This window comes from Streptococcus sp. 20925_1_44, assembly GCF_041432435.1.
GTDB classification, from domain to species: domain Bacteria; phylum Bacillota; class Bacilli; order Lactobacillales; family Streptococcaceae; genus Streptococcus; species Streptococcus infantis.
Genome location: NZ_JAPVZQ010000001.1, coordinates 483394 through 509598, shown reverse-complemented (window position 1 = coordinate 509598; position 26205 = coordinate 483394). Strand labels below are relative to the sequence as shown.

33 protein-coding genes, 1 tRNA gene and 1 other annotated feature are annotated in these 26205 nt (G+C 37.9%); of the genes, 27 read left to right on the top strand and 7 right to left on the bottom strand.

What is annotated here, in order from left to right:
* Positions 1–38: 38 nt before the first annotated feature.
* Positions 39–1445: a F0F1 ATP synthase subunit beta gene (atpD, locus tag O3643_RS02415; RefSeq protein ID WP_036757320.1), complete on the top strand. Its 1407-nt coding sequence runs from the start codon at positions 39–41 to the stop codon at positions 1443–1445.
* Positions 1446–1455: 10 nt separating this feature from the next.
* Complete coding sequence (locus O3643_RS02410; protein WP_006148659.1) at positions 1456–1875, top strand: F0F1 ATP synthase subunit epsilon; 420 nt, start codon at positions 1456–1458, stop codon at positions 1873–1875.
* Positions 1876–1918: 43 nt separating this feature from the next.
* On the opposite strand, the gene O3643_RS02405 is transcribed toward O3643_RS02410, so the two are convergent.
* Positions 1919–2932 carry a lactonase family protein gene (locus tag O3643_RS02405; protein ID WP_371499596.1) on the bottom strand — a complete coding sequence of 338 codons (1014 nt, stop codon included), beginning with the start codon at positions 2930–2932 and terminating at the stop codon, positions 1919–1921.
* A 187-nt stretch (positions 2933–3119) separates the two neighbouring features.
* Between O3643_RS02405 and O3643_RS02400 the strand changes: the two genes are divergently transcribed.
* The 4 genes from O3643_RS02400 (at position 3120) to O3643_RS02385 (ending at position 6896) form a co-directional block, all read left to right on the top strand.
* Positions 3120–4283 carry an AI-2E family transporter gene (locus O3643_RS02400; protein ID WP_371499594.1) on the top strand — a complete coding sequence of 388 codons (1164 nt, stop codon included), beginning with the start codon at positions 3120–3122 and terminating at the stop codon, positions 4281–4283.
* Complete coding sequence (locus tag O3643_RS02395; RefSeq protein WP_371499592.1) at positions 4273–5505, top strand: tetratricopeptide repeat protein; 1233 nt, start codon at positions 4273–4275, stop codon at positions 5503–5505. The genes O3643_RS02400 and O3643_RS02395 overlap by 11 nt, the downstream gene beginning before the upstream one ends.
* A gap of 170 nt (positions 5506–5675) precedes the next feature.
* Positions 5676–6512 carry a DegV family protein gene (locus tag O3643_RS02390; protein WP_049495720.1) on the top strand — a complete coding sequence of 279 codons (837 nt, stop codon included), beginning with the start codon at positions 5676–5678 and terminating at the stop codon, positions 6510–6512.
* Positions 6513–6620: 108 nt separating this feature from the next.
* Positions 6621–6896 (top strand): HU family DNA-binding protein, encoded by a 276-nt coding sequence (locus O3643_RS02385; RefSeq protein ID WP_004253345.1) that lies wholly within the window; start codon positions 6621–6623, stop codon positions 6894–6896.
* Between the two features lie 199 nt (positions 6897–7095).
* Here the strand turns inward: O3643_RS02385 and O3643_RS02380 are convergent, their stop codons facing one another.
* Entirely contained in the window at positions 7096–7338 is a 243-nt protein-coding gene (locus tag O3643_RS02380) for a type B 50S ribosomal protein L31 (RefSeq protein WP_004253349.1), read from the bottom strand.
* Between the two features lie 92 nt (positions 7339–7430).
* Positions 7431–8369, bottom strand: a complete 939-nt coding sequence (locus O3643_RS02375) for a bifunctional oligoribonuclease/PAP phosphatase NrnA (RefSeq protein ID WP_371499589.1) — start codon at positions 8367–8369, stop codon at positions 7431–7433.
* A 103-nt stretch (positions 8370–8472) separates the two neighbouring features.
* Between O3643_RS02375 and O3643_RS02370 the strand changes: the two genes are divergently transcribed.
* The 13 genes from O3643_RS02370 (at position 8473) to O3643_RS02310 (ending at position 15996) form a co-directional block, all read left to right on the top strand.
* On the top strand, positions 8473–8916 hold the full coding sequence (locus O3643_RS02370) for a flavodoxin (protein WP_004253355.1): 444 nt from the start codon (positions 8473–8475) through the stop codon (positions 8914–8916).
* Between the two features lie 114 nt (positions 8917–9030).
* Positions 9031–9297 (top strand): chorismate mutase, encoded by a 267-nt coding sequence (locus O3643_RS02365; RefSeq protein ID WP_004253358.1) that lies wholly within the window; start codon positions 9031–9033, stop codon positions 9295–9297.
* Entirely contained in the window at positions 9294–9668 is a 375-nt protein-coding gene (gene crcB, locus O3643_RS02360; RefSeq protein ID WP_004253361.1) for a fluoride efflux transporter CrcB, read from the top strand. The genes O3643_RS02365 and crcB (O3643_RS02360) overlap by 4 nt, the downstream gene beginning before the upstream one ends.
* A complete protein-coding gene (crcB, locus tag O3643_RS02355; protein WP_004253364.1) occupies positions 9662–9991 on the top strand; it encodes a fluoride efflux transporter CrcB in 330 nt (109 codons plus the stop codon). The genes crcB (O3643_RS02360) and crcB (O3643_RS02355) overlap by 7 nt, the downstream gene beginning before the upstream one ends.
* Before the next feature lie 118 nt (positions 9992–10109).
* Positions 10110–10457 (top strand): 50S ribosomal protein L19, encoded by a 348-nt coding sequence (gene rplS, locus O3643_RS02350; protein ID WP_001068670.1) that lies wholly within the window; start codon positions 10110–10112, stop codon positions 10455–10457.
* A 41-nt stretch (positions 10458–10498) separates the two neighbouring features.
* Positions 10499–10570 (top strand) — tRNA-Arg (locus O3643_RS02345).
* Positions 10571–10763: 193 nt separating this feature from the next.
* Complete coding sequence (locus O3643_RS02340; protein WP_371499586.1) at positions 10764–11420, top strand: DUF443 family protein; 657 nt, start codon at positions 10764–10766, stop codon at positions 11418–11420.
* A 2-nt stretch (positions 11421–11422) separates the two neighbouring features.
* Positions 11423–12091 (top strand): hypothetical protein, encoded by a 669-nt coding sequence (locus O3643_RS02335; RefSeq protein WP_371499584.1) that lies wholly within the window; start codon positions 11423–11425, stop codon positions 12089–12091.
* 55 nt (positions 12092–12146) lie between these two features.
* A complete protein-coding gene (locus O3643_RS02330; protein WP_371499582.1) occupies positions 12147–13118 on the top strand; it encodes a hypothetical protein in 972 nt (323 codons plus the stop codon).
* 169 nt (positions 13119–13287) lie between these two features.
* Positions 13288–13818, top strand: a complete 531-nt coding sequence (locus tag O3643_RS02325; RefSeq protein ID WP_371499580.1) for a hypothetical protein — start codon at positions 13288–13290, stop codon at positions 13816–13818.
* A 9-nt stretch (positions 13819–13827) separates the two neighbouring features.
* Positions 13828–14367, top strand: coding sequence for a DUF3592 domain-containing protein (locus tag O3643_RS02320; RefSeq protein ID WP_371499578.1), 540 nt, complete (start codon positions 13828–13830; stop codon positions 14365–14367).
* 221 nt (positions 14368–14588) lie between these two features.
* On the top strand, positions 14589–15476 hold the full coding sequence (locus O3643_RS02315; RefSeq protein WP_371499576.1) for a hypothetical protein: 888 nt from the start codon (positions 14589–14591) through the stop codon (positions 15474–15476).
* A 46-nt stretch (positions 15477–15522) separates the two neighbouring features.
* The gene (locus O3643_RS02310) at positions 15523–15996 is read left to right on the top strand and encodes a hypothetical protein (protein WP_371499574.1); all 474 of its coding nucleotides are present in this window, start codon (positions 15523–15525) and stop codon (positions 15994–15996) included.
* A gap of 74 nt (positions 15997–16070) precedes the next feature.
* Here O3643_RS02310 and yidA read toward each other — a convergent pair whose 3' ends face one another.
* Positions 16071–16877 carry a sugar-phosphatase gene (yidA, locus tag O3643_RS02305; protein WP_006152355.1) on the bottom strand — a complete coding sequence of 269 codons (807 nt, stop codon included), beginning with the start codon at positions 16875–16877 and terminating at the stop codon, positions 16071–16073.
* 12 nt (positions 16878–16889) lie between these two features.
* Entirely contained in the window at positions 16890–18194 is a 1305-nt protein-coding gene (locus O3643_RS02300) for an HD domain-containing protein (protein WP_371499572.1), read from the bottom strand.
* A gap of 72 nt (positions 18195–18266) precedes the next feature.
* Between O3643_RS02300 and O3643_RS02295 the strand changes: the two genes are divergently transcribed.
* The gene (locus O3643_RS02295) at positions 18267–18644 is read left to right on the top strand and encodes a DUF1934 domain-containing protein (protein WP_371499570.1); all 378 of its coding nucleotides are present in this window, start codon (positions 18267–18269) and stop codon (positions 18642–18644) included.
* A gap of 179 nt (positions 18645–18823) precedes the next feature.
* Here O3643_RS02295 and O3643_RS02290 read toward each other — a convergent pair whose 3' ends face one another.
* Positions 18824–19906 carry a DEAD/DEAH box helicase gene (locus O3643_RS02290; protein ID WP_371499568.1) on the bottom strand — a complete coding sequence of 361 codons (1083 nt, stop codon included), beginning with the start codon at positions 19904–19906 and terminating at the stop codon, positions 18824–18826.
* The gene (locus O3643_RS02285) at positions 19903–20880 is read right to left on the bottom strand and encodes a Gfo/Idh/MocA family protein (protein WP_371499566.1); all 978 of its coding nucleotides are present in this window, start codon (positions 20878–20880) and stop codon (positions 19903–19905) included. The genes O3643_RS02290 and O3643_RS02285 overlap by 4 nt, the downstream gene beginning before the upstream one ends.
* A gap of 146 nt (positions 20881–21026) precedes the next feature.
* Here O3643_RS02285 and O3643_RS02280 point away from each other — a divergent pair, with 146 nt between their 5' ends.
* The 7 genes from O3643_RS02280 (at position 21027) to spxR (ending at position 26195) form a co-directional block, all read left to right on the top strand.
* Positions 21027–21722, top strand: a complete 696-nt coding sequence (locus O3643_RS02280) for a YoaK family protein (protein ID WP_371499564.1) — start codon at positions 21027–21029, stop codon at positions 21720–21722.
* A gap of 54 nt (positions 21723–21776) precedes the next feature.
* Positions 21777–21864 (top strand) — a sequence feature (ribosomal protein L21 leader region).
* Between the two features lie 35 nt (positions 21865–21899).
* On the top strand, positions 21900–22214 hold the full coding sequence (gene rplU, locus O3643_RS02275; RefSeq protein WP_000109141.1) for a 50S ribosomal protein L21: 315 nt from the start codon (positions 21900–21902) through the stop codon (positions 22212–22214).
* A 15-nt stretch (positions 22215–22229) separates the two neighbouring features.
* Positions 22230–22574, top strand: a complete 345-nt coding sequence (locus O3643_RS02270) for a ribosomal-processing cysteine protease Prp (RefSeq protein WP_000613699.1) — start codon at positions 22230–22232, stop codon at positions 22572–22574.
* A 16-nt stretch (positions 22575–22590) separates the two neighbouring features.
* The gene (gene rpmA / locus O3643_RS02265; protein ID WP_000916509.1) at positions 22591–22884 is read left to right on the top strand and encodes a 50S ribosomal protein L27; all 294 of its coding nucleotides are present in this window, start codon (positions 22591–22593) and stop codon (positions 22882–22884) included.
* A 212-nt stretch (positions 22885–23096) separates the two neighbouring features.
* A complete protein-coding gene (locus tag O3643_RS02260; RefSeq protein ID WP_371499562.1) occupies positions 23097–24356 on the top strand; it encodes a UDP-N-acetylglucosamine 1-carboxyvinyltransferase in 1260 nt (419 codons plus the stop codon).
* A 17-nt stretch (positions 24357–24373) separates the two neighbouring features.
* Positions 24374–24925: a GNAT family N-acetyltransferase gene (locus O3643_RS02255; protein ID WP_371499560.1), complete on the top strand. Its 552-nt coding sequence runs from the start codon at positions 24374–24376 to the stop codon at positions 24923–24925.
* Positions 24918–26195, top strand: a complete 1278-nt coding sequence (gene spxR, locus O3643_RS02250) for a CBS-HotDog domain-containing transcription factor SpxR (RefSeq protein ID WP_371499558.1) — start codon at positions 24918–24920, stop codon at positions 26193–26195. The genes O3643_RS02255 and spxR overlap by 8 nt, the downstream gene beginning before the upstream one ends.
* The last annotated feature ends 10 nt before the right edge of the window (positions 26196–26205 follow it).

Genomic DNA, 26205 nt, shown 5'->3' with positions numbered 1-26205 from the left:
AGGAACCGACAGTATCTTATACAGAATAGGAGAAGTAGATGAGTTCAGGTAAAATTGCTCAGGTTATCGGTCCCGTTGTAGACGTCATGTTTGCAGCAGGTGAGAAACTACCAGAGATTAATAATGCACTTGTCGTCTACAAAAATGACGAAAGAAAAACAAAAATCGTCCTTGAAGTAGCCTTGGAGTTGGGAGATGGTATGATTCGTACTATCGCTATGGAATCAACTGATGGCTTGACCCGTGGTTTGGAAGTATTGGACACAGGCCGTCCAATCTCAGTACCAGTTGGGAAAGAAACTCTAGGACGTGTCTTCAACGTTTTGGGAGATACCATTGACTTGGAAGCTCCTTTTGGTGAAGATGCAGAGCGTCAGCCAATTCATAAAAAAGCACCAACTTTTGATGAATTGTCTACCTCTTCAGAAATTCTAGAAACAGGGATCAAGGTTATCGACCTTCTTGCCCCTTACCTTAAAGGTGGTAAGGTCGGACTCTTCGGTGGTGCCGGAGTTGGTAAGACCGTATTGATCCAAGAATTGATTCACAACATTGCCCAAGAACACGGTGGTATCTCAGTATTTACTGGTGTTGGGGAACGTACTCGTGAAGGGAATGACCTTTACTGGGAAATGAAAGAATCAGGCGTTATCGAAAAAACAGCCATGGTATTTGGTCAGATGAATGAGCCACCAGGAGCACGTATGCGTGTTGCTCTTACTGGTTTGACAATCGCTGAATACTTCCGTGATGTAGAAGGTCAAGACGTTCTTCTCTTCATTGACAACATTTTCCGTTTCACACAAGCTGGTTCAGAAGTATCTGCCCTTTTGGGGCGTATGCCTTCAGCCGTTGGTTATCAACCAACCCTCGCAACAGAAATGGGTCAATTGCAAGAACGTATCACGTCAACTAAGAAGGGTTCTGTAACCTCTATCCAGGCTATCTATGTGCCAGCGGATGACTATACTGACCCAGCGCCAGCAACAGCCTTCGCTCACTTGGACTCAACAACTAACTTGGAACGTAAATTGGTTCAATTGGGGATTTACCCTGCCGTTGACCCTCTTGCTTCAAGCTCACGTGCCTTGGCACCTGAAATTGTTGGAGAAGAGCACTATGCAGTAGCTGCTGAAGTGAAGCGTGTTCTTCAACGCTACCATGAGTTGCAAGATATCATCGCCATCCTTGGTATGGATGAACTTTCTGATGAAGAAAAGACTTTGGTTGCTCGTGCACGCCGTATTCAGTTCTTCTTGTCACAAAACTTCAACGTTGCAGAACAATTTACTGGTCAACCAGGATCTTATGTTCCAGTAGCTGAAACTGTTCGTGGCTTCAAGGAGATTCTTGACGGTAAATACGATCATTTGCCAGAAGATGCCTTCCGTGGAGTAGGTTCAATCGAAGATGTTATTGCTAAGGCTGAAAAAATGGGATTTTAAGAGGTGATCTATGGCACATTTAACTGTCCAGATCGTGACACCAGATGGCCTCGTCTATGATCACCATGCCAGCTTTGTATCGGTACGAACTCTGGATGGTGAGATGGGGATCTTGCCACGACATGAAAATATGATTGCGGTTCTAGCAGTTGATGAAGTTAAGGTTAAACGCATCGATGATGATACTCATGTGAACTGGATTGCAGTAAACGGAGGAATCATTGAGATTGCTAATAATGTCATTACCATTATTGCTGACTCAGCTGAACGTGCGCGCGATATTGATGTTAGTCGTGCAGAACGTGCTAAACTTCGTGCAGAACGTGAAATCGAAGAAGCACAAGACAAACACTTAATCGATCAAGAGCGCCGTGCTAAAATTGCATTGCAACGTGCTATTAACCGTATTAATGTCGGAAATAAATTATAAAATAAAAAATGAACTTGTTAAATCAAGTTCATTTTTTTATGTCCTATTTATTGAAACTTATGCAGACTGCTTCAGGAACATGAAATTCATTAGAGATTTCTGCCAGTCTACCAGTTTCAGGATTGCGCTTAAAGACTGTCGCGTTATCAGAATCCTGGTGAACAGCGATAAGGAATTCTTGGTCAGGTGACAAATCAAAATCACGTGGATTTTTCCCATTGGTTGGAACAATCTCTAATAATTCCAAGCTTCCATCTGCTAAAATGCTATAAACAGAGATAGAATCATGGCCTCGGTTAGAAGCGTAGAGGAATTTGCCATCTTTAGAAAGACGAATAGCTGCAGTACCATTAAAGCCACTATAGTCATCTGGTAAGGTTGAAATGACCTGCATTTGTTCAAATTCTCCGACTCCATCGTAAATCAATACTTCAATCGTACTGTTGAGTTCACAGATGAGATAAGCAATCTTGTAGTGGTGGTGGAAAACAAGGTGACGAGCACCAGCGCCAGGATTACAATTATAAGTTGCTAGTTTGGTCAACTTTCCTTCTAGATTGACATCATAGGTAATGACCTCGTCAGTACCTAAGTCACAAGTTACCAAATATTGGTCTGGTGTTAAATCGGTGTAGTGTACGTGGGGAGAAGTTTGGTTTTCATGTGGACCATGGCCAGTGTGTTGAACTTTGTCTGCCAATTCAAGACAGCCATCTTCTTTACGTTTATAGACTAGAACTTGACCTTTATGATAGTTAGCGCCATAGACTAGACTCCGTGTCTCATCGACTGCAACGTAGCAGTGAGGAGCACCTTCTTCAACGACGTGATTCAGGAGGGCACCATCAGTTCTGTATGCTGCGATTCCACCTTTGTCATCATGGCTTCCGACAGTATAGAGATGCTGATGCTGATCAAAGGCTAAGTAGGTTGGACTTGGCTCGGTTGCAAATAGTTCTAGATTTGAGAGTTTGCCAGTCTCAGTATCAAAATCAGCCTTGTAAATCCCTTGAGAAATACGTCGTGTATAGGTTCCAAAATATACTATTTCTTTCATATTCATACCTCTAGAAAAAGATAATTCAATTATAACATAAAAAGGCCTGCTTGATGAAAAATCTAAGTCAGTCAAACAGCTCTTCCCTTGTCAAGAAGACAAATTTATCCCTTGCTAAAAGACTATAAAATACCCTTATTTTTATTAAAACATGGTATAATGTTAGGACAAAGGAAAGGAAGAAAAAATGGAACAAAAAGAGAAACACTTTACCTTATCTTGGTTTTTTAAATGGTTTTTAGACAATAAAGCGATCACTGTTTTTTTGGTGACCTTGTTATTAGGTCTCAATATTTTTATTCTCAGTAAAATTAGCTTTTTATTTTTCCCAGTTATAGACTTTTTATCAGTAGTAATGTTGCCGGTTATCTTATCGGGTCTACTTTTTTACCTCTTAAATCCACTAGTAGATCTGATGGAGAAGTACAAGATTAACCGTGTCTTAGCCATTAGTATTATCTTTATCATTATTGCCATACTCTTGATTATTGGACTAGCCGTTGCAATTCCAAACCTTCAACGTCAAGTAGTAATTTTTGCGCAAAATGTCCCAAGTTATCTCGAGGATGCTGATAGAGTCATTAATGACCTTGTAACCAAGCGTTTGCCAGATGACTTTAGACCCCAACTGGAGCAAGTTTTAGCTAATTTTTCAACACAAGCAACTGCTTGGGCAAGTAATATTTCTTCTAAGGCTGTTAACTGGGTGAGTGCTCTTATCAGTGGAACGTCACAGGTCATTGTCGCTCTGATCATCATGCCATTTATGCTCTTTTATCTCCTTCGAGATGGAAAAGGACTTAGAGACTATATTACTCAATTCTTACCAAATAAATTGAGAGAACCAGTTGGTAAGGTTCTTTCAGAAGTCAATCAACAACTTTCCAATTATGTTCGAGGGCAAATTACAGTGGCTGTAATCGTCGCCATCATGTTTATTATCTTATTCAAGATTATTGGACTTCGTTATGCTGTTACTTTAGGTATTACAGCCGGTATTCTCAATTTAGTTCCTTATCTAGGTAGTTTTCTTGCAATGATTCCAGCCCTTGTTTTGGGTTTGATTGCTGGTCCTGTTATGCTCTTAAAAGTTATTATCGTTTTCATTGTAGAGCAAACTATTGAAGGACGTTTTGTTTCTCCACTGATTTTAGGTAGCCAATTAAATATTCACCCAATTACGATTCTTTTTGTACTGTTAACTTCAGGTTCTATGTTCGGTATTTGGGGTGTATTGCTAGGTATTCCAATCTACGCTTCTGCAAAAGTAGTTATCTCAGAAATTTTTGATTGGTATAAAGGAGTTAGTGGACTTTATGAGCCAGTAGAGGAGACTGAAGGTGAACAATAGTCAACAAATGCTCGAAGCTTTGGAGCAACAAGATCTATCAAAAGCAGAATCTTTTTTCCAAAAAGCTTTAGAAGAAGATTCAGATGAAGTGCTTTTTGAACTTGCTGCTTATTTGGAAGGGATTGGTTTTTTCCCACAAGCAGCACAAATCTATGAGAAATTAGCACCGAAATTCCCAGAAGTCTACATCAATTTAGCTGCTATTGCTGGTGAAGATGGACTTATCGAAGAAGCTTTTGATTACTTAGAGAATATTGGTCCGGAGAGTGAATGGTACGTATCTGCTCTTGCCTTAAAAGCAGATTTATATCAGATGGAAGGATTGACAGATGTTGCGCGTGAGAAGCTCTTAGAAGCTCGTAGCTACTCTGATGACCCTCTCCTGATATTTGGACTAGCTGAACTAGATAGTGAGCTAGGAAACGATTTAGAAGCCATTAAGGGCTATGCTCAATTAGATAATCGAGTTATCTACGATCAAACTGGAATTTCGACCTATCAGAGAATAGGTCTTGCCTATGCACGTTTAGGTAAGTTTGAATCTGCTATAGAATTTTTAGAAAAAGCCTTAGAATTAGAATATGATGACCAAACAGCATTTGAGCTTGCAAGTCTCTATTTTGATCAAGAGGACTACCAGAAAGCCTTACTATACTTTAAACAACTAGACACTATTTCTCCAGATTTTGAGGGTTATGAATATGGTTATAGTCAAGCACTGCATAAGGAGCATCAGACTGAAGAGGCTCTTAAAATAGCTCAACAGGGCTTGTCAAAAAATCCTTTTGAAACTCGGCTCTTACTCCTTGCATCTCAGCTATCTTATGAGTTGCATCAACCTGAGCAAGCAGAAGCTTATCTGATTCAAGCACAAGAAAATGCTGATGACCAGGAAGAGATTTTGCTACGCTTAGCTACCATCTACCAAGAACAAGACAGATACGAAGACATTCTAGCTTTAGCAGTCTATGAACCTGAAAATGTCTTGACTAAATGGATGATTGCTCGAAGCTATCAAGAAACTGAAGTATTAGATGCAGCATATGATCTCTATAAGGAACTTGCTACTGAACTCAAGGATAATCCAGAGTTTTTGGAACAGTTTATTTATTTGTTAAGAGAACTCGGTAAGCTAGAAGAAGCAAAAGACTACATTCAATCCTATCTCCAATTAGTACCCGATGATTTACAAATGCAAGATTTGTATGATTATTTATCTTAAATACAAAAGATAATCACCAACTATAGGTGATTTTCTTTTTTTATTAAAAAGGAGTATAAATTACTTTAAATTTAGATGGATTGAGTATGAACTTTTAGTATTTTTTTGATATAATTGTTATAGTTATAAGTTGAATAATCAACAATAGTAAAAATAGAAAGATTGGCAAAATGACAAAAGTAAAAATTGTAACGGATTCTTCGGTTACTATTGAACCGGAAGTGGTTAAAGAATTTGATATTACTGTTGTTCCACTATCTGTAATGATTGATAGTGTCCTTTATTCAGATGCAGATCTCGAAGAAGGAGAATTTCTTCGCTTGATGCAAGCTAGTAAAAATCTTCCTAAGACTAGTCAACCACCAGTGGGACTCTTTGCAGAAATTTTTGATGATTTGGGTAAGGATGGTAGTCAGATTCTAGCTATTCACATGTCCCATGCTTTATCAGGAACTGTTGAAGCGGCTCGTCAAGGAGCAAGTTTGTCAACAGCAGATGTCACTGTTTTGGATAGTTCATTCACAGATCAGGCCTTGAAGTTCCAAGTTGTGGAAGCTGCTAAACTAGCTCAAGAAGGAAAAGACCTTGAAACTATTCTAACCCATGTAGAGGACGTAAAAAATCACACTGAACTCTACATCGGTGTTTCAACTTTAGAAAATCTTGTAAAAGGTGGTCGCATTGGCCGTGTTACTGGTTTGCTGAGCTCTTTACTTAATATTCGAGTAGTTATGCAAATGAAAGACCATGAGCTTCAACCGATTGTCAAAGGCCGTGGTTCAAAAACCTTTAAGAAATGGTTGGATGAGTTAGTAGCCACTCTTTCAAATCGTTCAGTAGCTGAGATTGGTATTTCTTATGCAGGTACAAATGAATTTGCAAACGAGATGAAAGCTGTTCTACAACCTTACGTTGAAAAACCGATTTCAGTCCTAGAAACAGGCTCAATTATCCAAACTCACACCGGAGAAAACGCCTGGGCGATCTTAATTCGCTATAATTCCTAAAAAAATGAAGAAAAATTGAGATAAAACGTGTTTTTGACTTGACCTAAAAGCAATTTTAGGTTATGATTATAAGTGTTAATTAGAAATAATTTTGGAGGATTCATTAACATGGCAAACAAACAAGATTTGATCGCTAAAGTAGCAGAAGCTACAGAATTGACTAAGAAAGATTCAGCAGCAGCAGTTGACGCTGTATTCGCAGCTGTAACTGAATTCCTTTCAGCTGGTGAAAAAGTTCAATTGATCGGTTTTGGTAACTTCGAAGTTCGTAAACGTGCAGCTCGTAAAGGTCGCAACCCACAAACTGGTAAAGAAATCAAAATCAAAGCTTCTAAAGTTCCAGCATTCAAAGCTGGTAAAGCTCTTAAAGAAGCCGTTAAATAATGATTTTATAAAAAGTCTGTCATATTAAGTGACAGGCTTTTTTGTTTGTAGGGAGCATGAAAGTAGTAGGGAAAGTTAAAATAGTACTTCTAGTCGAACTACATTTGAAAAACTCATCGATGATGATCATGAAAGCAACAAAAAAACAACTCCGAATCGAAGTTGTTTTCGTTTAACCGTATACAAGTGATGCGGTTGATTATTTGAGACCGTATTTTTTGTTGAAACGATCCACGCGTCCATCTGCTTGAGTGAACTTTTGACGTCCAGTGTAGAATGGGTGTGAGTCTGATGAAATTTCCACACGGATCAATGGGTAAGTTTCGCCTTCGAACTCAACAGTTTCGCTAGAGCGTTTTGTTGAACCGCTAAGGAATTTGTAACCAGTAGTTGTGTCCATGAAGACAACTGGGCGATATTCTGGATGGATATCTTTTTTCATTTTGCAATATTTCCTTTCTGCCATGGTCTCTTTGCGAGCCATAGATTGTTACTATACTAGTCTATCAGATTCTGAAAAGTTTGGCAAGCTTTTTATCTATTTTTCAGCAAGTTTTTTAATTTTTGGTAGATGAGCTTATTCTCTTCTAAACTATAGGAATTAGCTCCACTAGCAAGAGGATGGCCACCGCCATCATGTTCTTTTGCAACTTCATTGATTGGGACAAATTTACTGCGAAGACGTACGCGGTAGTGACCATCTGCTTGCTCCACAAAAATTCCCCAAAGGCTAACAGTATCAATACGGCCTGGAGCGCCAACGATGGCTGCTGTTTCCGCATCAGTAACTTCGTATTTCTTCAAGATTTCTTGGGTGAGAATAACACGAGCAGCACCATTTTCATCAACTTCTAAGTGATCATAGACATAACCTTGCAGTTTGGCAATCTTAAAGCTCATAGTATCCATTTTACGAGTTAATTCAGCGTAGTCAAAGTTATGTTCTCTGAGTTGACTTGCGATACGAAGCGTGCGTGCAGAAGTAGAAGGGTAGAGAAAACGGCCGGTATCACCAATAATTCCAGCGCAGAGCATTTTAGCAGCGTAGTCGGATAATTCTAAGTTAGTTGCTTCAGCAAAGAGAGCAATCATCTCACTCGCACTACTAGAGTTCGTGTCTACCCAAACAAGATCGCCGTAGACTTCGTCATTTGGATGGTGGTCAATTTTGATAATTGACTCAGCCTTAGTGTATCGTTTATCATCAATACGTGCTGTGTTTGCTGTATCACAGATAATGGCAAGTGCACCTTGATAGTCTGTGTCCTCTACCTGATCCATTTTAGCAAGCCAAGTTAAGGTTGGTTCATTAAAACCAACTACTTTTATCGTTTTTTCTGGAAAATGATGCTCAAGCAAGGCTTTTAAACCTACCTGGCTCCCCAGAGCGTCAGGATCTGGTTTCATATGACGATGGATGATAATAGTATTGTATGCTTTGATTTTTTCTAAAATTTGGTGGCAAATCTCCATAAATAACCTCAATTCTTTCTCATTTCATTTTAGCACAAGAGTTTTTATTTTTAAAATGAAAAAGATGTGATATAATGGAGAAAGATTAATTGAGGAGGACCTTATGGCATTAGCAAAAATTGTATTTGCCAGTATGACCGGTAATACTGAAGAAATCGCTGATATTGTAGCAGATAAATTAAGAGAATGTGGTTTAGAAGTGGATGTTGATGAGTGTACAACCGTTGACGCTTCTGACTTTTTAGAAGCAGACATCGCCATTGTCGCAACCTATACCTACGGAGATGGAGAATTACCAGATGAGATGATGGACTTCTACGAAGATCTAGCAGACCTCAACTTGAGTGGGAAAATCTATGGTGTAGTCGGATCAGGTGATACTTTCTACGATGAATTCTGTAAAGCTGTTGATGACTTCGACCGAGTATTTATCGCTACTGGAGCTGAAAAGGGTTCAGAGTGCGTTAAAGTTGACCTTTCTGCTGAGGAAGAAGATATTGAACGCTTGGAACAATTCGCGGAAGAATTAGCTGCTAAAGTAGGATAAGCATGAAATGCACTGATGAAAATTGTCAGTGCAGTTTTTATTAAGCAGGATTAGGACTTTACTAGCCTATTTAGTGCATTTTTGGTACAATAGTTCAATTAAAAAGGAGACTCTATGGATTTAGATACTATTCGACAAGAAATCGATAAAATCGATGACCAGATCGTTCAACTTTTAGAAGAGAGGATGCATTTAGTTGAAGGAGTAGTTGCCTATAAAAAAGCTTCAGGAAAACCTATTCTAGATACTAAAAGAGAAGAAGTTATCTTTGAAAAAGTCAAAAGTCGTGTAGGCAATAAAAAATACGAAGATACAATTGTTGCGACTTTTTCAGATATTCTCAAACGTTCACGTGATTATCAGGATAAAACGTTCAAATGAAAAAAGAAAAATTTTACCCTCTAGGAATCTTTCTAGCTGGTATGCTGGGAGGAATTGTGCGTTTTCAGATTTCGAGATGGTTGCCATCTAGTCCAGACTTCCCTTGGGGAACACTAGTAGTCAACTATTTAGGAATTTTTTGCCTTGTCTACCTTGTAAAAGGTTATCTGGTTTATAAGGGAAGTAGTAAAGGCACCATTCTAGCGCTTGGAACAGGATTCTGTGGTGGCTTAACGACATTTTCTAGTCTCCTATTAGATGCTGTGAAATTGCTGGACACAGGACGATACCTTAGTTTGGTGATGTATTTGCTTTTGAGCATTGGTGGCGGACTTTTATTAGCTTATTGTCTAGGGAGGAAGAAATGGTAGTATTTTATCTAGCGCTTGCTTGTGGACTGGGTGCCCTTGTTCGTTATTTCTTTTCCCGTTATAATCAAGGGTCAGTGCTACCACTAGGAACACTCATAGCTAATCTTCTAGGTTGTTTTTTGATTGGATTATGCTATAACTATGTGGAGTCAAAAGAAGTCTATTCTATACTTGCGACTGGTTTTTGTGGTGGTTTGACTACTTTCTCAACTTTGAATGATGAACTCCAAAGACTGATCAATGACAAGAAGGCATTTTATAGTTATTTATTATTAACCTATTTGCTTGGTTTTCTTGCAATTTTTTTGGGAATTTTGCTTTAAATTTCTTTACTTTTTCTAGGAAATTTGATAAACTGTATCTTGTGTGTAATGGACGCACAAAAATACAGTTTATCCGCTGAGGAAGTTTCCTCAAGATTGACAAAGATAGGAGAATAAAATGAATCCATTAATCCAAAGCTTGACTGAAGGTCAACTTCGTACAGATATCCCTTCATTCCGTCCTGGTGACACTGTTCGTGTACACGCGAAAGTTGTCGAAGGAAACCGTGAACGTGTTCAGATCTTTGAAGGTGTTGTTATTGCACGTAAAGGTGCTGGCATCTCAGAAAACTACACAGTTCGTAAAATCTCTAACGGTGTAGGTGTTGAACGTATCTTCCCAATCCACACTCCACGTGTTGAAAAGATCGAAGTTGTTCGTTACGGTAAAGTACGTCGTGCGAAATTGTACTACTTGCGTGCTCTTCAAGGTAAGGCAGCTCGTATCAAAGAAATCCGTCGTTAATTCGATGAAAAAACTCTGCTGCAAGGCAGGGTTTTTCTCTAGCTCCCTTAGTTCAATGGATATAACAACTCCCTCCTAAGGAGTAGTTGCAGGTTCGATTCCTGCAGGGTGCAGTACTAGTCACAAAAACACTGGATTACCAGTGTTTTTTCTTTGACCAAATTTTGAACCATTCATAAGATATCCATGGTGTGGTATAATGGACGTAGAATGTTTAGGAGAAAGAGATGAAAAAAGGCTTATTTTGGCTTGTTAGTGAAACGCTAATGTTTTCTATACTTTTTGCGCTGAATAGGTTTAGTTTGGGTGGTAAATGTGGAATTAAAATTTAAATATTCGAATATAGCAGTTTTTAGAATCGTTGAGTTTAAAAATAAAAAATATATTTTAGATTCTACTACTATAAAAGGTAAGTCCTATTTTTTCGGCTTACTTCCTAAAGAGATTTCTGCTGAAATGGTTGAGTTATCTCCATCTAATGATAGTTTTAGAATAAAATCAAAGACACCCTTGAACGCGTCTACTGCTTTAGTCATCATGGTTCAACCACTTGTGGTTTTTTCTCATAGATTGATGAAAGATGCATTTATTAGTTGGGGAATTAGTGAGCAAATTTTACTGAAATTAGTGCTGTTTGCTTTCTCTGTATTTTTGTCTTATCTTATGGCTGTCTGGTATGAAAAAGTTGCAGTACGAAAGTTCGAATCAAGAATCCCGCCAAATAGTAAACGTTGTCGACTTGTTTTTGAACCAAAAGGGAAACGAATAATTGATTGGTTGTTTTTCACACTAGGAATTAACATTATATGTTTGGCATTTTTTATGGGACTGAATAGTGGTTATGAAAGTGCTATATTGGTGATAAATGGTATGATTTCATGGTGGGCCTTTGTACTATTAAGAATGCCACAAATACCAGACTACTATAAAACAATGACGTTGACTGAAATTGAAGAGTTGTAAATATGGAATTAAAATTTAAAGAAACAAATAAAACGTTTCATAAAATTGTAGAATTTAAAGGTGAAAAATATCTTTTGGATATGACTAGCATTAGTCCTAAAACTTATTTCTGGGGTTCTCTTCCTAGTGAAATCACAGCTAAATGCTTGAAGTTAGATAAAAGAGATACGAGTTTTGAGAGATTAGCTCCAACTATGAGCAAATCTCTTGGTATTGGAATAGGTGTAGCAATAGGAGGAGCTGGTTATGGGATTGTTACGAATGCTTTTAAGAGTTATTACATTAGCCATAATATTTCTTTTAAATTAGGATTATTTTTCCTCTCTATTGTCCTAGCTTATCTTACTTTCAGGTTCATTGCTTTTGTAGTTCGTCACAATCTTCAACAAAAGCTGTCAAGTAAAGGAACGAAGTATCAAATAGTTTTCAAATTAGCAAGCTCACAACGTCAGTTAAAACTGTATAAACTTCTGCCTATTCTTTTTGTTGCAGTTATAGGATGTTTAGGATTTTATATATTTACTGATAATGGAACAGAGGCCTCTATCCTTATCATTAATAGTATTTTATTTTTGGGTTTCTTTACGGTAATCTTAGGTATGTTACCACTCAGAGAAAGTTACGAAAAACAAGAACTCATTTTTGAAAAAATAGAGAAGTTTATAAGTTAAAAAGCAATATAAATGCTGTTTTATAACTGATTTTTAATGAGCATTAGGAGATAGTATGTTAAAATCGAACAAGTGGATATTCCTTGCGATTTCCGTTCCCTTTATGATTATTGCTTTGTCTTATTTGTTTATTAGGGTACCGATTGGGAACACTGGTAAGTTTATTCATGATCATGAGGATTCTATCAAGAAAGAAATTATTGCAGACATAGACAGTCAAGGGCAATATATAAAGTCAGTGACGCTTTTACCAGGTTCTGCCAGGGGAGGCTTTGATAATGGTGGAGATGTAGGTGGAAATTATCATATTTCCTTTACAGCCTATGCTAATAATAATCGCAAGCAGTCAATGAAAGTAGAATTAGTCTTTCCTGATGCTGGTATAGGTCCTTTTACATTTATAAAACCAAATCCTTATAAATCTCCTGAAACTATGAGGAGATGGTACTTATCAGTAGTAGAGGTATCAAGTGATCCCTCATGGGATTGGAAGAGAGAGCATGATAAATTGAATGAAACGATGAATAATCTTTTGAATGCTTCTGTTAACAAAGGCAAGGATGTATCCTCGAAAGTTCAAAAAGAAATTATGATTGGTTTACTTAACAGATGGCTACAAGAACATGAGGAAAATTTCAAACTAGCTATCCAAGCCAACCTGTATAGAAACGACCCAGAATTGGAACAGAAATTAGGAAAGATTCAAAGTATCAGTGTAAGTGTAAGTAAACATCAAATATACACTCCTTCGATAGGTAGAGACATTCGTTTTGATATTCGATTTGAGAAATATCCTGAAGAAATAGCTACTATAAACGTTCGTTTGCATTCCCAAGGGAAACAAACGGTTTTTGAGGATCCGTCAGTAGCTGCAACTATTAGTTTTGAAAATGAACGTTTTGCTATAAAAACGAATTACGACTCCAAGCTATTTCCAATTTTTAATCAAAGTCGATTTGGTAATGGCAATGGAGAAATATCTTATAAGCTCCCAAAAGACTATGAAAATCAATTTTTAATTCCTTAACTATCAAGCAAGCTATTAGGCTTGCTTTTTCTTTACCTTTATTTTTTCTTCTAGCTCACAAGATGCTAGTTGTGTGTTATAAGAGTATTATATGGAAATAAATAAAGAGGGGAACCGCTCTCTTTTGTGGTATAATAGACATAGATTTTGTTGTTTTTGGGGGAGAAAAATGAAGAAAGTACTTTTTATAATTTTGTTGCTAATACTCGGAGGATGCGCAAACGGAAATAAAACTGGGAAAAACGAGACTAGTAAAAATGAGACGGTTGTTAAGAAGGATAAAAAATTGAAATTTGTAGTAGCACCACAATATGAAGGTAAAACATCGGAATTAATAGAGTTTGGAAAGAAATTAATTGAAGAACATCCTGAGGTAGGTTATCAAGGAGAAGTTACTCTATACTATTCTGGTAGTACATATACATTTAATGAGCAGGAGTATGCAGTATTTATGATATTAAACAAGACGGATACTGACATTAATCATGATGCTAAATTTAAAATTAGTTGGAGTTATGCGGGACAGCAAATCTACCAAAATGAATTAGTTGAATACAAGATTTCTGAAAGCGGGGAGCTACCTACACAATCTGCAACAATTTTCTTACTTCCTTTAACAACTGAACAGAAATCGATTGTTACAAAGATTGTAGATGAAAGAAAAATGAACCTAAGTATATCAGATATTCAAATGAAGTAGGGGAACTATATGTCAGATTTAAAGCTTTATTTTTTGTTGCTATTTGGAATTTTATTACTCTGTTCATCTGTACTTTTCTTTTTCCGTTATTTTTACAAAAGAGAACTAAGGATAAAAAATTTATCTACGGCATGCGTTGAGGGAATTGTAGTAGGATACAAGTATTCAAAACCGGCAGGTCCTCCAATTGTTGAATATAAAGTTGATGGGCGAACTTATCAAAGAAATCTGGACTACCATAGAGTCACTCTCATATCAGTTCCTTGGAAGAGTGTACAAGCCACTTCTAGGTCGGAGTTATTAGCTCAAAAGATAACAATTTATAGAAATTCGGTCGTTTCTGTTACACGTGTTTTGGAAGATGCTTTTCCAAAGGGCTCAAAGATGACTGTTTGGTATAACCCTGCTTGTCCCAAAGAGTCCTTTGTTGAGAGATACAGTGGTATGGAAGTAGTGTATAAGCATCAAGTATGGATATGTATGGCAACATTAATTTTGACACCCATCTTGTTGACAATGGTATTTATATTGAATGCATTTTATAAATAGTAAATTTAAGGGGAGGAATTATGTCAAATGCTAGTCAAGAAGCTGCAATTCAATCGCAGATTAGTTCATCTCAATCAAAAAAATCGATGCAGATAATCTAACCCGAGTGAATAGAGCTTTTAAAGATATGATCTTGAGAGCAGGACTTACAGAGCGATAAAGAGAGCGAAACCGCTCTCTTTTTTATGATATAATAGGCATAGAATGTTTAGGAGAAAGAGATGAAAAAAGGCTTATTAATTGGATGCTTATCCATGGTTATACTATTCGCAATATTCATAATCCTTAGTCCTATTCTTGCAATGATGGATATGTGGGGTCTATTTGCCCATGCAAGTCGGAATGAACTTGAGCAAGCTGTACATCGTTCTTATAAGAACTACGGTCTTAAAGGTCAGTTTGAGTTAGAAAAATACGAAAAAAACTATACAAGTGTAGGAGGATTTGTAATCCATGGTACTTACACTGAAAATATAGATGGTAAAACCTATCAAGCTAATTCCCGTTTTGAATACTATACTCGTCCTTCGGAAAACAAAAAGTATAAAAAGACGGATGCAGAAGTAGATTATGAACAAAACAAAAAAATTTATCAGGCTTTTCCAGAATTAGCCTATCTAGGGATTGAAATAAGTCCAGGCACCAGTGAGTTTTTAAAAACATTGGACACTTCAATAACAGATCCTAAAATGACTGCTTTGAAGTACGAAGGGATTGATTTTAAATTTAATAGTAAATCTGGCAACATGTATCTTTATGATGAAATATTAGAGGAAAATCAAAGAAATGGACAAGCATTACAAGGGATGTATCCTATGGATGCTCAATATCTTTTCCAAAAAGATATTTTTATACCAGAATTTCAATTTCGATACTACACTCCAGAAGACAAGAAGGATCAGTTATATGATGCCTATCTTGAAGACCTTGAATCGCAAATGAAAGAGTTTTTTAACAATCAACCCTTGCCAAGCGGTCTTTATGCAGTAAAGATTGATCGATATGAAGGGGATAAACTAGTCAATAATAGCGGTGGCTATCATGTTAGGATTGGAAACCGTCAAGTTGTGAAGTTTATCAAAGATTTACAGCAGGAGTCACTGGACTAATGCTTTTCAGATGTATAGAATTTTGGAGAAAGAGGTAATATGTTAGATGTCCCAAGAAGAATACCTTCGAATAAAAAAAGAATATAAAATTCGCCTAGTATTAGTAATCCTTCTATTCGTATTATTTTCTATCCTAAGTATCTTGCTCATCATAAATCTCAATAGATTTATCCCGCTAGGCGCGACAGCTATGGCTACAGTTGTTCCGTTCAACCATTTCTTACTCGTTCCACTTTGGGAAGAGAAAAAAGCGATTGAAGCAGAGCATCCTGAATGGAAGGACCTTAGTACAAGTGGAGCTGAGGTTCCTTCGACAGAAGCGAGCAAACGGAACATAGCAGCTATTGGAAGCATTATAGCCTTGTTCTTTTCGTTTGCTTTACTCTATAGGCCTGCTAAGGTATACCAGAAAGTACCGACTCTTGAAGAACTAAAGAACCTTCCCAAGATTGAGAACAAGGGGATTCCTAAACTGGACGATAAGAAAATTCCAAAAATAAAAAGAAACTCAGAAGAGTAATCTGTAATTAAAACACCCCAGGAGTTAGACTTTTTCTCTAACTTCTGGGGTGCTTTTATTATATTCTATTCAGTTTACAAGACCCACGTACGAATAGCATGGGCTACGCCGGATTCATCATTTGTTTTGGTGATGTATTTGGCGATTTTTTTGAGTTCTGGGTTTCCGTTTTCCATAACAACGGGATTACCAACGACTGCTAGCATGGCACGGTCATTTTCTTCATCCCCGATCGCCATAGTTTCATCTTTGCTTAGTCCAAGTTTCTCAGCTAGGTGAGTGATAGCAGATCCCTTGTCTACATCTTTTTTAAGGAGTTCTAGGTAAAATGGAGCAGATTTGTTGATAGAGTATCGCTCGTAAAATTCTGCTGGAATCTTTTCAATAGCAGCATCGAGAATCTCTGGTTCGTCGATAAACATACATTTGACGATTTCTTTATCAGCCATCTCTTCAGGTGTACGATAAAAAATTGGCATGCTGACGAGGGTTGATTCGTGTACGGTGTATTTTCCGATATTGCGATTGGCAGTGTAGATGCCGTCTTTGGTAATAGCATGCATATGGACTCCAAGTTTACGGCTGAGAAATTCCATATCCAGATAGTCCTCGTAAGTCAAGGATTCGCTGATAATCTCATGGCCATTAGCGGTTTCTTGAACTAGGGCACCGTTGAAGGTCACAACATAGTCACCTTCATCTCTCAACTGCAAGTCATCAAGGAGTTTGGCAACACCAGCGATGGGGCGTCCTGTTGCAATGACAACCTTGACTCCAGCTGCTTTGGCATCTTGAATAGCTGCAAAAACTTCTGGAGTAATTTCTTTTTTGCTATTAACCAGGGTACCATCAATATCGACGGCGATTAGTTTTATACTCATAAATTTCCTCTGTTAATTCTTGTCTGGATTAAAATGATCATTCTCAATCAAATGAGAAAATTGTTGAATGATATTTGTGAAAATACTGTTTTGCTTAAGCATTTCTTTAGGGAAGTAGAAGCGGTTGTCACCGTGACGGCTCCCTGCAAGAGACTGAACTATAGGAGATAAGCTAGAAAGTTCTGCCAGTTCACCATTTTTTTGAACAATCTCAATCTGTGTTCTAGGATTTTCAGACTCTGGTCGATAAATATCGTAAGGAAGGTCAAAATTCTTATGAATAGCTGTGTAGTAGTTGGGGTCAAAACCAATTTCTTCTACGAAATTTCGCATGATTTCAAGCTGGTCTTGGTCTTCCTGAGAAAAAGTAATAGATTTAAAGACCTTACGATTGATAAAACGTTGGGAAAGGTCGGCTAGAATTTTATCTGTACTAGTCATCCAGAGTTGGAAATAGGTATTCATTACCCCGTCGTCAAGTGCAAGATAGTCAGATAAGGTTACCTTCTTCTCAAAAAATGGTAGTAGATGTGGGGACGTAAGGGCAAAGAAGTCCTTATTTTCAGGATAGAGCTCCTTGGCACGTTTCAAAAGATTTTGCAGAAGGACTTCCATGGCGCGTGTGGCTGGGTGGAAATAAACCTGCATATACATCTGGTAACGACTGAGTACATAGTCCTCGATGGCATGCATCCCATTACGCTGAAAGGCAATGCCATTTTCAACAGGACGAATGACACGAAGAATACGTGTCAGATCGAACTGGCCATAAAAAGCACCGGTGAAGTAGGAGTCGCGAAGGAGATAGTCCATACGGTCTGCATCAATCTGACTAGAAATGAGCTGAACCACTTGTTTGTTTGGATAAGTGTGATCGATAACGCTGGCTACTTTTTTTGGAAAGTCCGGTGCAACCTGCAAAAGAACCTGATGAATCTCTGTATCAGGGCTTTGGATAATTTCCTGGGTAATGGCCTCGTGGTCGGTGTCAAAGAGATTTTCAAAAGTATGAGAGTAGGCACCGTGTCCGAGATCATGTAGAAGAGCCGCAGTCATGGTTAATAGTGACTCGTTAGAATCCCATTCCTCAGGATATTTCTCCTCAAAAATCTCCGTGATTTGCCTAGCAATTTCGTAGACACCCAAACAGTGAGAAAAACGGCTATGCTCTCCACCGTGGAAAGTATAGCTAGATGTTCCAAGCTGTTTGATGCGACGAAGCCGCTGAAATTCTTTGGTATTGATCAGGTCATAAATGACTTGATTATTAACGTGGATATAGTTGTGAACTGGGTCACGAAATACTTTTTCATTCATAAGACCATTATAGCAAATTCCTTGCCTTTTTGGTAAAATAGTAGGGATAAGTGAGAAGAAAGAGGAATAGTTGTGAAGATAAGAATGAGAAATACCATCAAGTTCGATGAACAATTGGAAGTAATCGACCAACTTTATGATGTTGAATTACGGGAAAAGGGCGATTTTTCCTATCTCCTTTTTTTCAATGAAGACCAAGAAAAAGTAGTTTTGAAATTTAATGGGGAGGAACTGGTCATGTCACGTTTCTCAAATCCCAAGACCATCATGCGTTTTCTCAAGGATTCTGATAGTTTAGCCTATATTCCAACACCTATGGGTATGCAGGAGTTTGTCATCCAAACAAGCCACTATGAAGTTAGTGAAGGGAAGATTGAACTAGCCTACCAACTACAAAACAAAGAAGGAGTTCCATTTGCCGACTATCGTTTAGAAATTACTTGGGGATAAGAAAAAGAGGCTGGGACAAAAGTCCTAGCCTCTCAATTGGCTTTGGATTGTCGAGCAAGACGCAGTGGTTGAGTGGGCTCTACTACGCTGATTTCATCAGCTTTTACAGCCCTACTCAACTGTGCGGAGGTGGGACGACGAAATCGAATTCTAACGAATTACCGATTTCTGTCCCACTCTCATTTGATATAGAGTTCTTGATTTTTCAGGACGATTTCACGTACACTTGCAAATTTCTTCAGTTTTTTAAGCTCTTCTGGATGTGTCACAAGAGTGATGACATAGCCTTCTTTGCCCATGCGTCCTGTACGTCCAGCACGGTGAGTGTAAGTTTCCGTGTCTCTAGGGACGTCAAAGTTAATCACGCATTCCAAGCTATCAATGTCGATACCACGAGCGAGAAGGTCTGTGGCAAGAAGTAGTGTCAGTTGATTATCTTTGAATTTTTCTAGAATAACTTTTCTAAATTTAACGTTGACATCGCTAGCTAGCGAAACTGCTAAAACATCACGATATTGTAATTTTTCCTCGGCGCTTCCAAGGTCTGACAAGCTATTAAAGAAGACAAGACCACGGAAATCTTCAACCTGTGCCAGTTTACGAAGCATATCTACTCTGTGACGTTGGTCTACTTGCATGTAGAAATGTTGAATATTGTCTAACTTTTGGTCTGATAGATCAATGATGCGCGTGTTAGGTGCAATCTTATCTTGGTCAAATTTGGTAGTGGCACTCATGTAAATAAGTTGATGGTCACGAGGTGCGTAGTGGGTAATCTTTTCTACAAAGTGGATTTGAGAATCATCAAGGAGCTGGTCGAATTCATCAAGAATGATTGTTTCCACATTCATCATCTTGATTTTTTTCAATTTAATGAGTTCAAAGATACGACCAGGTGTTCCAATCAGGATTTCTGGTCCTTTTTTAAGTCGTTCAATTTGGCGTTTCTGGCTCGAACCGGATAGAAATAGCTGAGCTGTTAATCCGATAGCCTCACCCCAGGTTTTAGTGACTTCAAAAATTTGTCCAGCAAGCTCAGTATTAGGTGCTAAAATCAATAATTGTTGGGCTTTTTTCTTTTGCAGTTTGAGAAGACTAGGTAGGAGATAGGCTAAAGTCTTCCCTGTTCCAGTTGGACTGACTCCAAGTAGGTTTTCACCTTCTGTTATAGGTTGAAAAAGTTGAATTTGAATGGGGGTAAATTCTTGGAATCCCAGTTGGTCAATCAATTCTTGCCATTCGGTAGGTAGTTTGGTTTTCATTTTTCTGCCTCAAATCTAATGCCAGCATTCTGGCGCATGGTGTAAAGTAGGTTGTGGACGTGTGTCGCATCATCAATCCAAGATTGGTAAAGTGCCTGGTCTGGTTGTTTGATCATATGTGCGAAAGCAGCAACTTCCTCAGTCATAGTGTGAGGTGCCTGCTGGATAGGAAGTTGAAGTTCATTTCCTTGATGGTCTATAAAAACAGCTGATTGGATATGCTCGATTGTATTGAGCGTCAAGGTGCCGTCAGTCGTATAAATCTCGCAAGGAAGATTAGAAGTGATATTCTTTCCTGCTTTGATATGTACTTGATAGTCAGGATAGGAGAGGATACCGTCTCCGTTTAGATCAATACTGTTGTCTAGTTGCTGAGCTTGATAAGTTGCACGAGTTGGCTTCCCAAATAAGCGAATAGCAGAATAGAGTGGGTAAATTCCTAAATCCATGAGAGCTCCGCCAGCAAAACGGTCTGAGAAAACGTTAGGAGTATTGCCAGCAAGGAGTTCAGGCATCTTAGATGAATATTTAGCGTAGTTAAAGTCTGCTCCTAAAACATATTTGTCTGCAAGAAAATCTTTAATTGTAGCGAAAGCCTCTTCGTGGTAATTACGTGCCGCTTCAAAGATAAAACATTTATTATCTTTAGCCGTTTGTACTAATTCCTGCCATTCTTGTGGTTGAGTGACAGCTGGTTTTTCAAGGATAACGTGTTTTCCAGCAGTTAAAGCCATCTTTGCTTGACTAAAATGCAGGGAATTCGGACTAGCAATGTATACCACATCGAATGAATCATTAAAGAAATCATTTAACTGATCAAATAGCTTAACGCCTTGATACTGTTCAACAAACTTTTCTGCGGTTTCTATTTTTCTAGAATAGACTGCACCCAGTTGAAATTTCCCGCTAGTATGGGCAGCCTCTAGAAAATGATGGCTGATTGAACTAGTTCCTATGATACCAAGTTTTAGCATAGTTACTCCTTTTCCACAAGTAATGATTGATTTCATTATATCATAGAAAGAGTCAACTCGTTAGCTTGAGATAATTCTTTTGCTTTGATACTTCGAAATTTCTAGAAAAAATGGTATAATAGTTACAGTATATTTAGGAGATTAGTATGAGATTATTACCTATGAGAAAAATTTCTCGTCATTCAAAAAGATTGGCGCTTTTTTTGACTTTTTGTGCAGGCTATGTAGATGCCTATACGTTTATTGTAAGAGGGAATACCTTAGTCGCTGGACAAACGGGGAATGTGGTATTTCTATCAGTCGGAATCGTTCAGAAAAATTTGGCTGATGCTGAAATAAAGATATTGACACTTTTATCTTTCATGTTAGGCGTTTTTTTGCTTACGATTTACAAGGAAAAACTTCGCATTGTTAAAAAACCCATTCTATCACTTGTTCCATTAGCTATTTTATCATTGATAATCGGCTTTGTTCCATTGAGTGTTGATAACATGTTTATTATTCCTCCTCTGGCTTTTTGTATGGGTCTCGTTACAACAGCTTTTGGAGAGGTTTCTGGAATTGCCTATAATAATGCCTTTATGACGGGAAATATCAAACGCACCATGTTGGCTTTTGGCGAATATGTTCGGACCAAGCATACAGCCTTTTTGATGGAAGGATTGATTTTTGTGAGCCTACTTGTTAGTTTCATTCTAGGAGTAGTATTTTCAGCTTACTTAACGATTATCTTCAACGAAAAAACAATTTTAGGTGTCCCTATCATGATGAGTATTTTTTATCTAAGTATGGTTTTATCTTCTTTGCGAAAAAAGTCTAATAAAAGGCTGAATTTTGAGTGAAAATACTTGTCAAAAATTTGGAATCATGCTATACTTGAAGAGTTGACTATGCACAGTCCTGTGCAACCGCACGAACATCGTTGCTTGATTCATCAAGTTTAAGTGGTTCGTCCCACGATGCTAGGCGAGTCTTCACAAAAATTCGGGGAAACCCCAAAAAATCATAGGAGGTGCATAATGAGCACATACGCAATTATCAAAACTGGCGGAAAACAAGTTAAAGTTGAAGTTGGTCAAGCAGTTTACGTTGAAAAATTGAACGTTGAAGCTGGTCAAGAAGTTACTTTTAACGAAGTTGTTCTTGTTGGTGGTGAAAACACTGTTGTCGGAACTCCACTTGTTGCTGGAGCTACTGTAGTTGGAACTGTTGAAAAACAAGGAAAACAAAAGAAAGTTGTTACTTACAAGTACAAACCTAAAAAAGGTAGCCACCGTAAACAAGGTCACCGTCAACCATACACTAAAGTTGTCATCAACGCAATCAACGCTTAATTTTAAGGAGAACACATGATACAAGCAGTCTTTGAGAGAGCCGAAGATGGCGAGCTGAGGAGTGCGGAGATTACTGGACACGCCGAGAGTGGCGAATACGGCCTAGATGTCGTGTGTGCATCGGTTTCTACGCTTGCCATAAACTTTATCAATTCCATTGAGAAATTTGCAGGCTATGAACCAATCTTAGAATTAAACGAAGATGAAGGTGGCTATCTGATGGTTGAAATTCCAAAAGATCTTCCTTCTCACCAGAGAGAAATGACACAATTATTCTTTGAATCATTTTTCTTAGGTATGGCAAACTTATCGGAGAACTCTTCTGAGTTCGTCCAAACCAGAGTTATCACAGAAAACTAACACGGAGGAAAACATTATGTTAAAAATGACTCTTAACAACTTGCAACTTTTCGCCCACAAAAAAGGTGGAGGTTCTACATCAAACGGACGCGATTCACAAGCTAAACGTCTTGGAGCTAAAGCAGCTGACGGACAAACTGTAACTGGTGGATCAATCCTTTACCGTCAACGTGGTACACACATCTATCCAGGTGTAAACGTTGGACGTGGTGGAGACGATACTTTGTTCGCTAAAGTTGAAGGCGTAGTACGTTTCGAACGTAAAGGTCGCGATAAGAAACAAGTTTCTGTTTACCCAATCGCAAAATAAACATTAAATAAGGCTTTCCAAGATTTTTGGAAAGCTTTTTTTCTTGAACAATATTAGTATCAGTTATTTTTTAAGTTTACTTCAAAAACTATTCTGAATCAATAAAATCTTAAGGAACTTATTTGATTTATTATGATAGATAATAAGAAAGAAATATGGTATAATATAGGGTGAGACCTTATGAATAAATAGTGAAAGAGTATATAAAAATAATGAAAAAAATTGTCATTAACGGTGGACGTCCATTAAAGGGTGAGATAACCATTAGCGGAGCGAAAAATAGTGTGGTAGCTCTGATTCCAGCTATTATTTTGTCAGATGATGTAGTTATTTTGGACTGTGTTCCAGACATCTCTGACGTTGCTAGTTTGGTTGATATCATGGAAATTATGGGTGCTAGTGTAAAGCGCTATGATGATGTTTTAGAGATTGATCCTCGTGGTGTTCAAAATAAACCAATGCCATATGGTAAAATCAACAGTCTTCGTGCATCCTATTATTTCTACGGTAGTCTTCTTGGACGTTTCGGTGAAGCAACAGTAGGTTTACCTGGTGGATGTGACTTGGGACCTCGTCCGATTGACTTGCATTTAAAAGCCTTCGAAGCCATGGGTGCTAAGACAACCTATGAGGGAGACAATATGAATCTCTCAACAAACGGCTCTAGATTACAAGGCACTCATATTTATATGGATACTGTTAGTGTTGGAGCAACGATTAACACAATGCTTGCAGCGGTAAAAGCCCAAGGACGTACAGTCATTGAAAACGCGGCTAGAGAGCCTGAAATCATTGATGTAGCTACATTGTTAAATAATATGGGAGCTCATATTCGTGGTGCAGGTACAGATATGATTACTATCGATGGTGTTGAATCTCTACACGGCACACGCCATCAAGTAATTCCTGATCGTATTGAAGCAGGGACCTATATTGCAATGGCTGCTGCTGTGGGACAAGGAATTCGTATTAACAATGTACTCTATGAACACTTAGAAGGTTTTATTGCAAAACTTGAAGAAATGGGTGTTCATATGACGGTTTCTGAAGACAGTATCTACGTTGAAGAACAAACAAATCTTAAGGCTGTAAATATCAAAACAGCTCCATATCCAGGATTTGCTACAGACCTTCAACAACCGATTACTCCTCTTTTGTTGAAAGCAGAAGGACGAGGAACACTGATTGATACCATTTATGAAAAACGTGTGAACCATGTCTTCGAATTAGCCAAAATGAATGCAGATATTTCTACAACGAATGACCATATTTTCTACAAGGGTGGCAATCCTTTACACGGTGCAAGTGTAAGAGCGACTGACTTACGTGCAGGAGCTGCCTTGGTTATTGCGGGATTAATGGCTGAAGGTAGAACAGAAATTACTAGTGTAGAGTTCATTTTAAGAGGCTACTCAAATATTATTGAAAAATTACGTAACCTTGGAGCAGATATTGAGCTAATCGAAGATTAGCCATTTTGAGGAACACAATGAATATCTGGACAAAATTAGCAATGTATTCTTTCTATGAGACGGAACGTTTGTTTTTCCGTCCATTCTTTTTTACGGATGTAGATGACTTTCATGCTCTAGCATCAGACCCTGAAAATCTCCAATTTATTTTTCCTACGCAAGCCAGCATTGAGGAAAGTCAATATGCTCTGGCTAACTACTTTATGAAATCACCTTTGGGAATTTGGGCGATTTGTGATAAGAAAGCACAGAAGATGATTGGAGCCATCAAGTTTGAAAAGCTAGATGAAATCCGTAAAGAAGCGGAAATTGGCTATTTTTTAAGGAAAGACTATTGGTCTCAGGGATATATGACGGAAGCAGTTACCAAATTACGCGATTTGTCTATTGATCAGTTTGAATTAAAGCAACTTTCTATTGTGACGCATTTAGAAAATAGTGCTAGTCAAAAGGTTGCACAAAAATCAGGCTTCGTTCTATATCGTCGTTTCAAGGGTAGTGATCGATATACTCGTAAGATGCGGGATTATCTAGAATTTCGCTATACAAAAGGAGAGCTAAATGAGTAAGCACCAAGAAATTTTAGCTTATTTAGAAGAATTACCAGTCGGAAAACGGGTCAGTGTTCGAAGTATTTCAAATAGGCTGGGAGTGAGTGATGGTACAGCTTATCGTGCTATCAAAGAAGCTGAAAATAGAGGATTGGTTGAAACACGTCCTCGAAGTGGAACTGTCCGTGTCAAGTCCAAAAAAGTTGCCATTGAGAGATTAACCTTTGCAGAAATTGCAGAAGTCACTGGTTCGGAAGTTTTAGCTGGCCAAGCAGGTTTGGAGAGAGAATTCAGTAAATTCTCCATTGGAGCCATGACAGAAAAGAATATTCTTTCTTATCTTCATGATGGCGGTCTACTTATAGTCGGTGATAGAACACGAATTCAATTATTGGCACTTGAAAATGAAAATGCTGTCTTGGTAACAGGTGGATTTGAAGTTCATAAAGATGTTTTGGATGCTGCTAATAAGAAAAATATCCCAGTGTTACGCAGTAAACATGATACATTTACCATTGCAACCATGATTAACCGAGCTTTGTCAAATGTACAAATAAAGACAGATATTTTAACGGTTGAAAAAATCTATCGCACTTGTCATGAATATGGTTTTTTACAAGAAACGGATACTGTAAAAGATTATTTAGATTTAGTTCGTAAGAATAGAAGTAGTCGATTCCCTGTTATCAATCAGCACAAGGTTGTTGTTGGTGTCGTGACCATGCGTGATGCTGGAGATAAGTTACCAGGGACTACCATTGATAAGGTCATGACAAGAACGGTCTATATGACAGGCCTAGCAACGAATATTGCTAACGTGAGCCAGAGAATGATTGCAGAAGATTTTGAAATGGTACCTGTTGTACGGAGCAATCAAACCTTGCTTGGTGTCATTACTAGACGTGATGTCATGGAAAAAATGAGTCGTTCTCAGGTCTCAACTTTACCAACCTTTTCAGAACAGATTGGACAGAAGTTGTCTTATCATCATGATGAAGTTGTTATTACAGTCGAACCCTTTATGTTAGAAAAAAATGGTGTTCTGGCTAATGGTGTTCTTTCAGAAATCTTGACTCATATGACACAAGACTTGGTCGTTAATAGCGGGCGTAACCTCATCATTGAACAAATGTTGATTTACTTCTTACAGGCTGTTCAGATTGATGATGTTCTACGTATTCAAGCTAGAATTATTCATCATACGAGACGATCGGCTATTATTGATTATGACATTTATCTCAATCATCAAATTGTATCAAAAGCAAATGTAACTGTAAAAATTAATTAGAATCTAGGAG

What these genes read in the sequence shown, in the direction of transcription:
- spxR (WP_371499558.1), top strand. Translation starts at nt 24,918, where the DNA reads ATGAGTAAGCACCAAGAAATTTTAGCTTATTTAGAAGAATTACCAGTC.
- O3643_RS02260 (WP_371499562.1), top strand. Translation starts at nt 23,097, where the DNA reads ATGAAAAAAATTGTCATTAACGGTGGACGTCCATTAAAGGGTGAGATA.
- rplS (WP_001068670.1), top strand. Translation starts at nt 10,110, where the DNA reads ATGAATCCATTAATCCAAAGCTTGACTGAAGGTCAACTTCGTACAGAT.
- yidA (WP_006152355.1), bottom strand. Translation starts at nt 16,877, where the DNA reads ATGAGTATAAAACTAATCGCCGTCGATATTGATGGTACCCTGGTTAAT.
- O3643_RS02375 (WP_371499589.1), bottom strand. Translation starts at nt 8,369, where the DNA reads ATGGAGATTTGCCACCAAATTTTAGAAAAAATCAAAGCATACAATACT.
- O3643_RS02315 (WP_371499576.1), top strand. Translation starts at nt 14,589, where the DNA reads ATGAAAAAAGGCTTATTAATTGGATGCTTATCCATGGTTATACTATTC.
- O3643_RS02335 (WP_371499584.1), top strand. Translation starts at nt 11,423, where the DNA reads ATGGAATTAAAATTTAAAGAAACAAATAAAACGTTTCATAAAATTGTA.
- O3643_RS02370 (WP_004253355.1), top strand. Translation starts at nt 8,473, where the DNA reads ATGGCATTAGCAAAAATTGTATTTGCCAGTATGACCGGTAATACTGAA.
- rplU (WP_000109141.1), top strand. Translation starts at nt 21,900, where the DNA reads ATGAGCACATACGCAATTATCAAAACTGGCGGAAAACAAGTTAAAGTT.
- O3643_RS02290 (WP_371499568.1), bottom strand. Translation starts at nt 19,906, where the DNA reads ATGAAAACCAAACTACCTACCGAATGGCAAGAATTGATTGACCAACTG.
- atpD (WP_036757320.1), top strand. Translation starts at nt 39, where the DNA reads ATGAGTTCAGGTAAAATTGCTCAGGTTATCGGTCCCGTTGTAGACGTC.
- O3643_RS02320 (WP_371499578.1), top strand. Translation starts at nt 13,828, where the DNA reads ATGTCAGATTTAAAGCTTTATTTTTTGTTGCTATTTGGAATTTTATTA.
- O3643_RS02400 (WP_371499594.1), top strand. Translation starts at nt 3,120, where the DNA reads ATGGAACAAAAAGAGAAACACTTTACCTTATCTTGGTTTTTTAAATGG.
- O3643_RS02285 (WP_371499566.1), bottom strand. Translation starts at nt 20,880, where the DNA reads ATGCTAAAACTTGGTATCATAGGAACTAGTTCAATCAGCCATCATTTT.
- rpmA (WP_000916509.1), top strand. Translation starts at nt 22,591, where the DNA reads ATGTTAAAAATGACTCTTAACAACTTGCAACTTTTCGCCCACAAAAAA.
- O3643_RS02390 (WP_049495720.1), top strand. Translation starts at nt 5,676, where the DNA reads ATGACAAAAGTAAAAATTGTAACGGATTCTTCGGTTACTATTGAACCG.
- O3643_RS02380 (WP_004253349.1), bottom strand. Translation starts at nt 7,338, where the DNA reads ATGAAAAAAGATATCCATCCAGAATATCGCCCAGTTGTCTTCATGGAC.
- O3643_RS02385 (WP_004253345.1), top strand. Translation starts at nt 6,621, where the DNA reads ATGGCAAACAAACAAGATTTGATCGCTAAAGTAGCAGAAGCTACAGAA.
- O3643_RS02325 (WP_371499580.1), top strand. Translation starts at nt 13,288, where the DNA reads ATGAAGAAAGTACTTTTTATAATTTTGTTGCTAATACTCGGAGGATGC.
- O3643_RS02330 (WP_371499582.1), top strand. Translation starts at nt 12,147, where the DNA reads ATGTTAAAATCGAACAAGTGGATATTCCTTGCGATTTCCGTTCCCTTT.
- crcB (WP_004253364.1), top strand. Translation starts at nt 9,662, where the DNA reads ATGGTAGTATTTTATCTAGCGCTTGCTTGTGGACTGGGTGCCCTTGTT.
- O3643_RS02300 (WP_371499572.1), bottom strand. Translation starts at nt 18,194, where the DNA reads ATGAATGAAAAAGTATTTCGTGACCCAGTTCACAACTATATCCACGTT.
- O3643_RS02255 (WP_371499560.1), top strand. Translation starts at nt 24,374, where the DNA reads ATGAATATCTGGACAAAATTAGCAATGTATTCTTTCTATGAGACGGAA.
- O3643_RS02405 (WP_371499596.1), bottom strand. Translation starts at nt 2,932, where the DNA reads ATGAAAGAAATAGTATATTTTGGAACCTATACACGACGTATTTCTCAA.
- crcB (WP_004253361.1), top strand. Translation starts at nt 9,294, where the DNA reads ATGAAAAAAGAAAAATTTTACCCTCTAGGAATCTTTCTAGCTGGTATG.
- O3643_RS02310 (WP_371499574.1), top strand. Translation starts at nt 15,523, where the DNA reads ATGTCCCAAGAAGAATACCTTCGAATAAAAAAAGAATATAAAATTCGC.
- O3643_RS02270 (WP_000613699.1), top strand. Translation starts at nt 22,230, where the DNA reads ATGATACAAGCAGTCTTTGAGAGAGCCGAAGATGGCGAGCTGAGGAGT.
- O3643_RS02280 (WP_371499564.1), top strand. Translation starts at nt 21,027, where the DNA reads ATGAGATTATTACCTATGAGAAAAATTTCTCGTCATTCAAAAAGATTG.
- O3643_RS02365 (WP_004253358.1), top strand. Translation starts at nt 9,031, where the DNA reads ATGGATTTAGATACTATTCGACAAGAAATCGATAAAATCGATGACCAG.
- O3643_RS02410 (WP_006148659.1), top strand. Translation starts at nt 1,456, where the DNA reads ATGGCACATTTAACTGTCCAGATCGTGACACCAGATGGCCTCGTCTAT.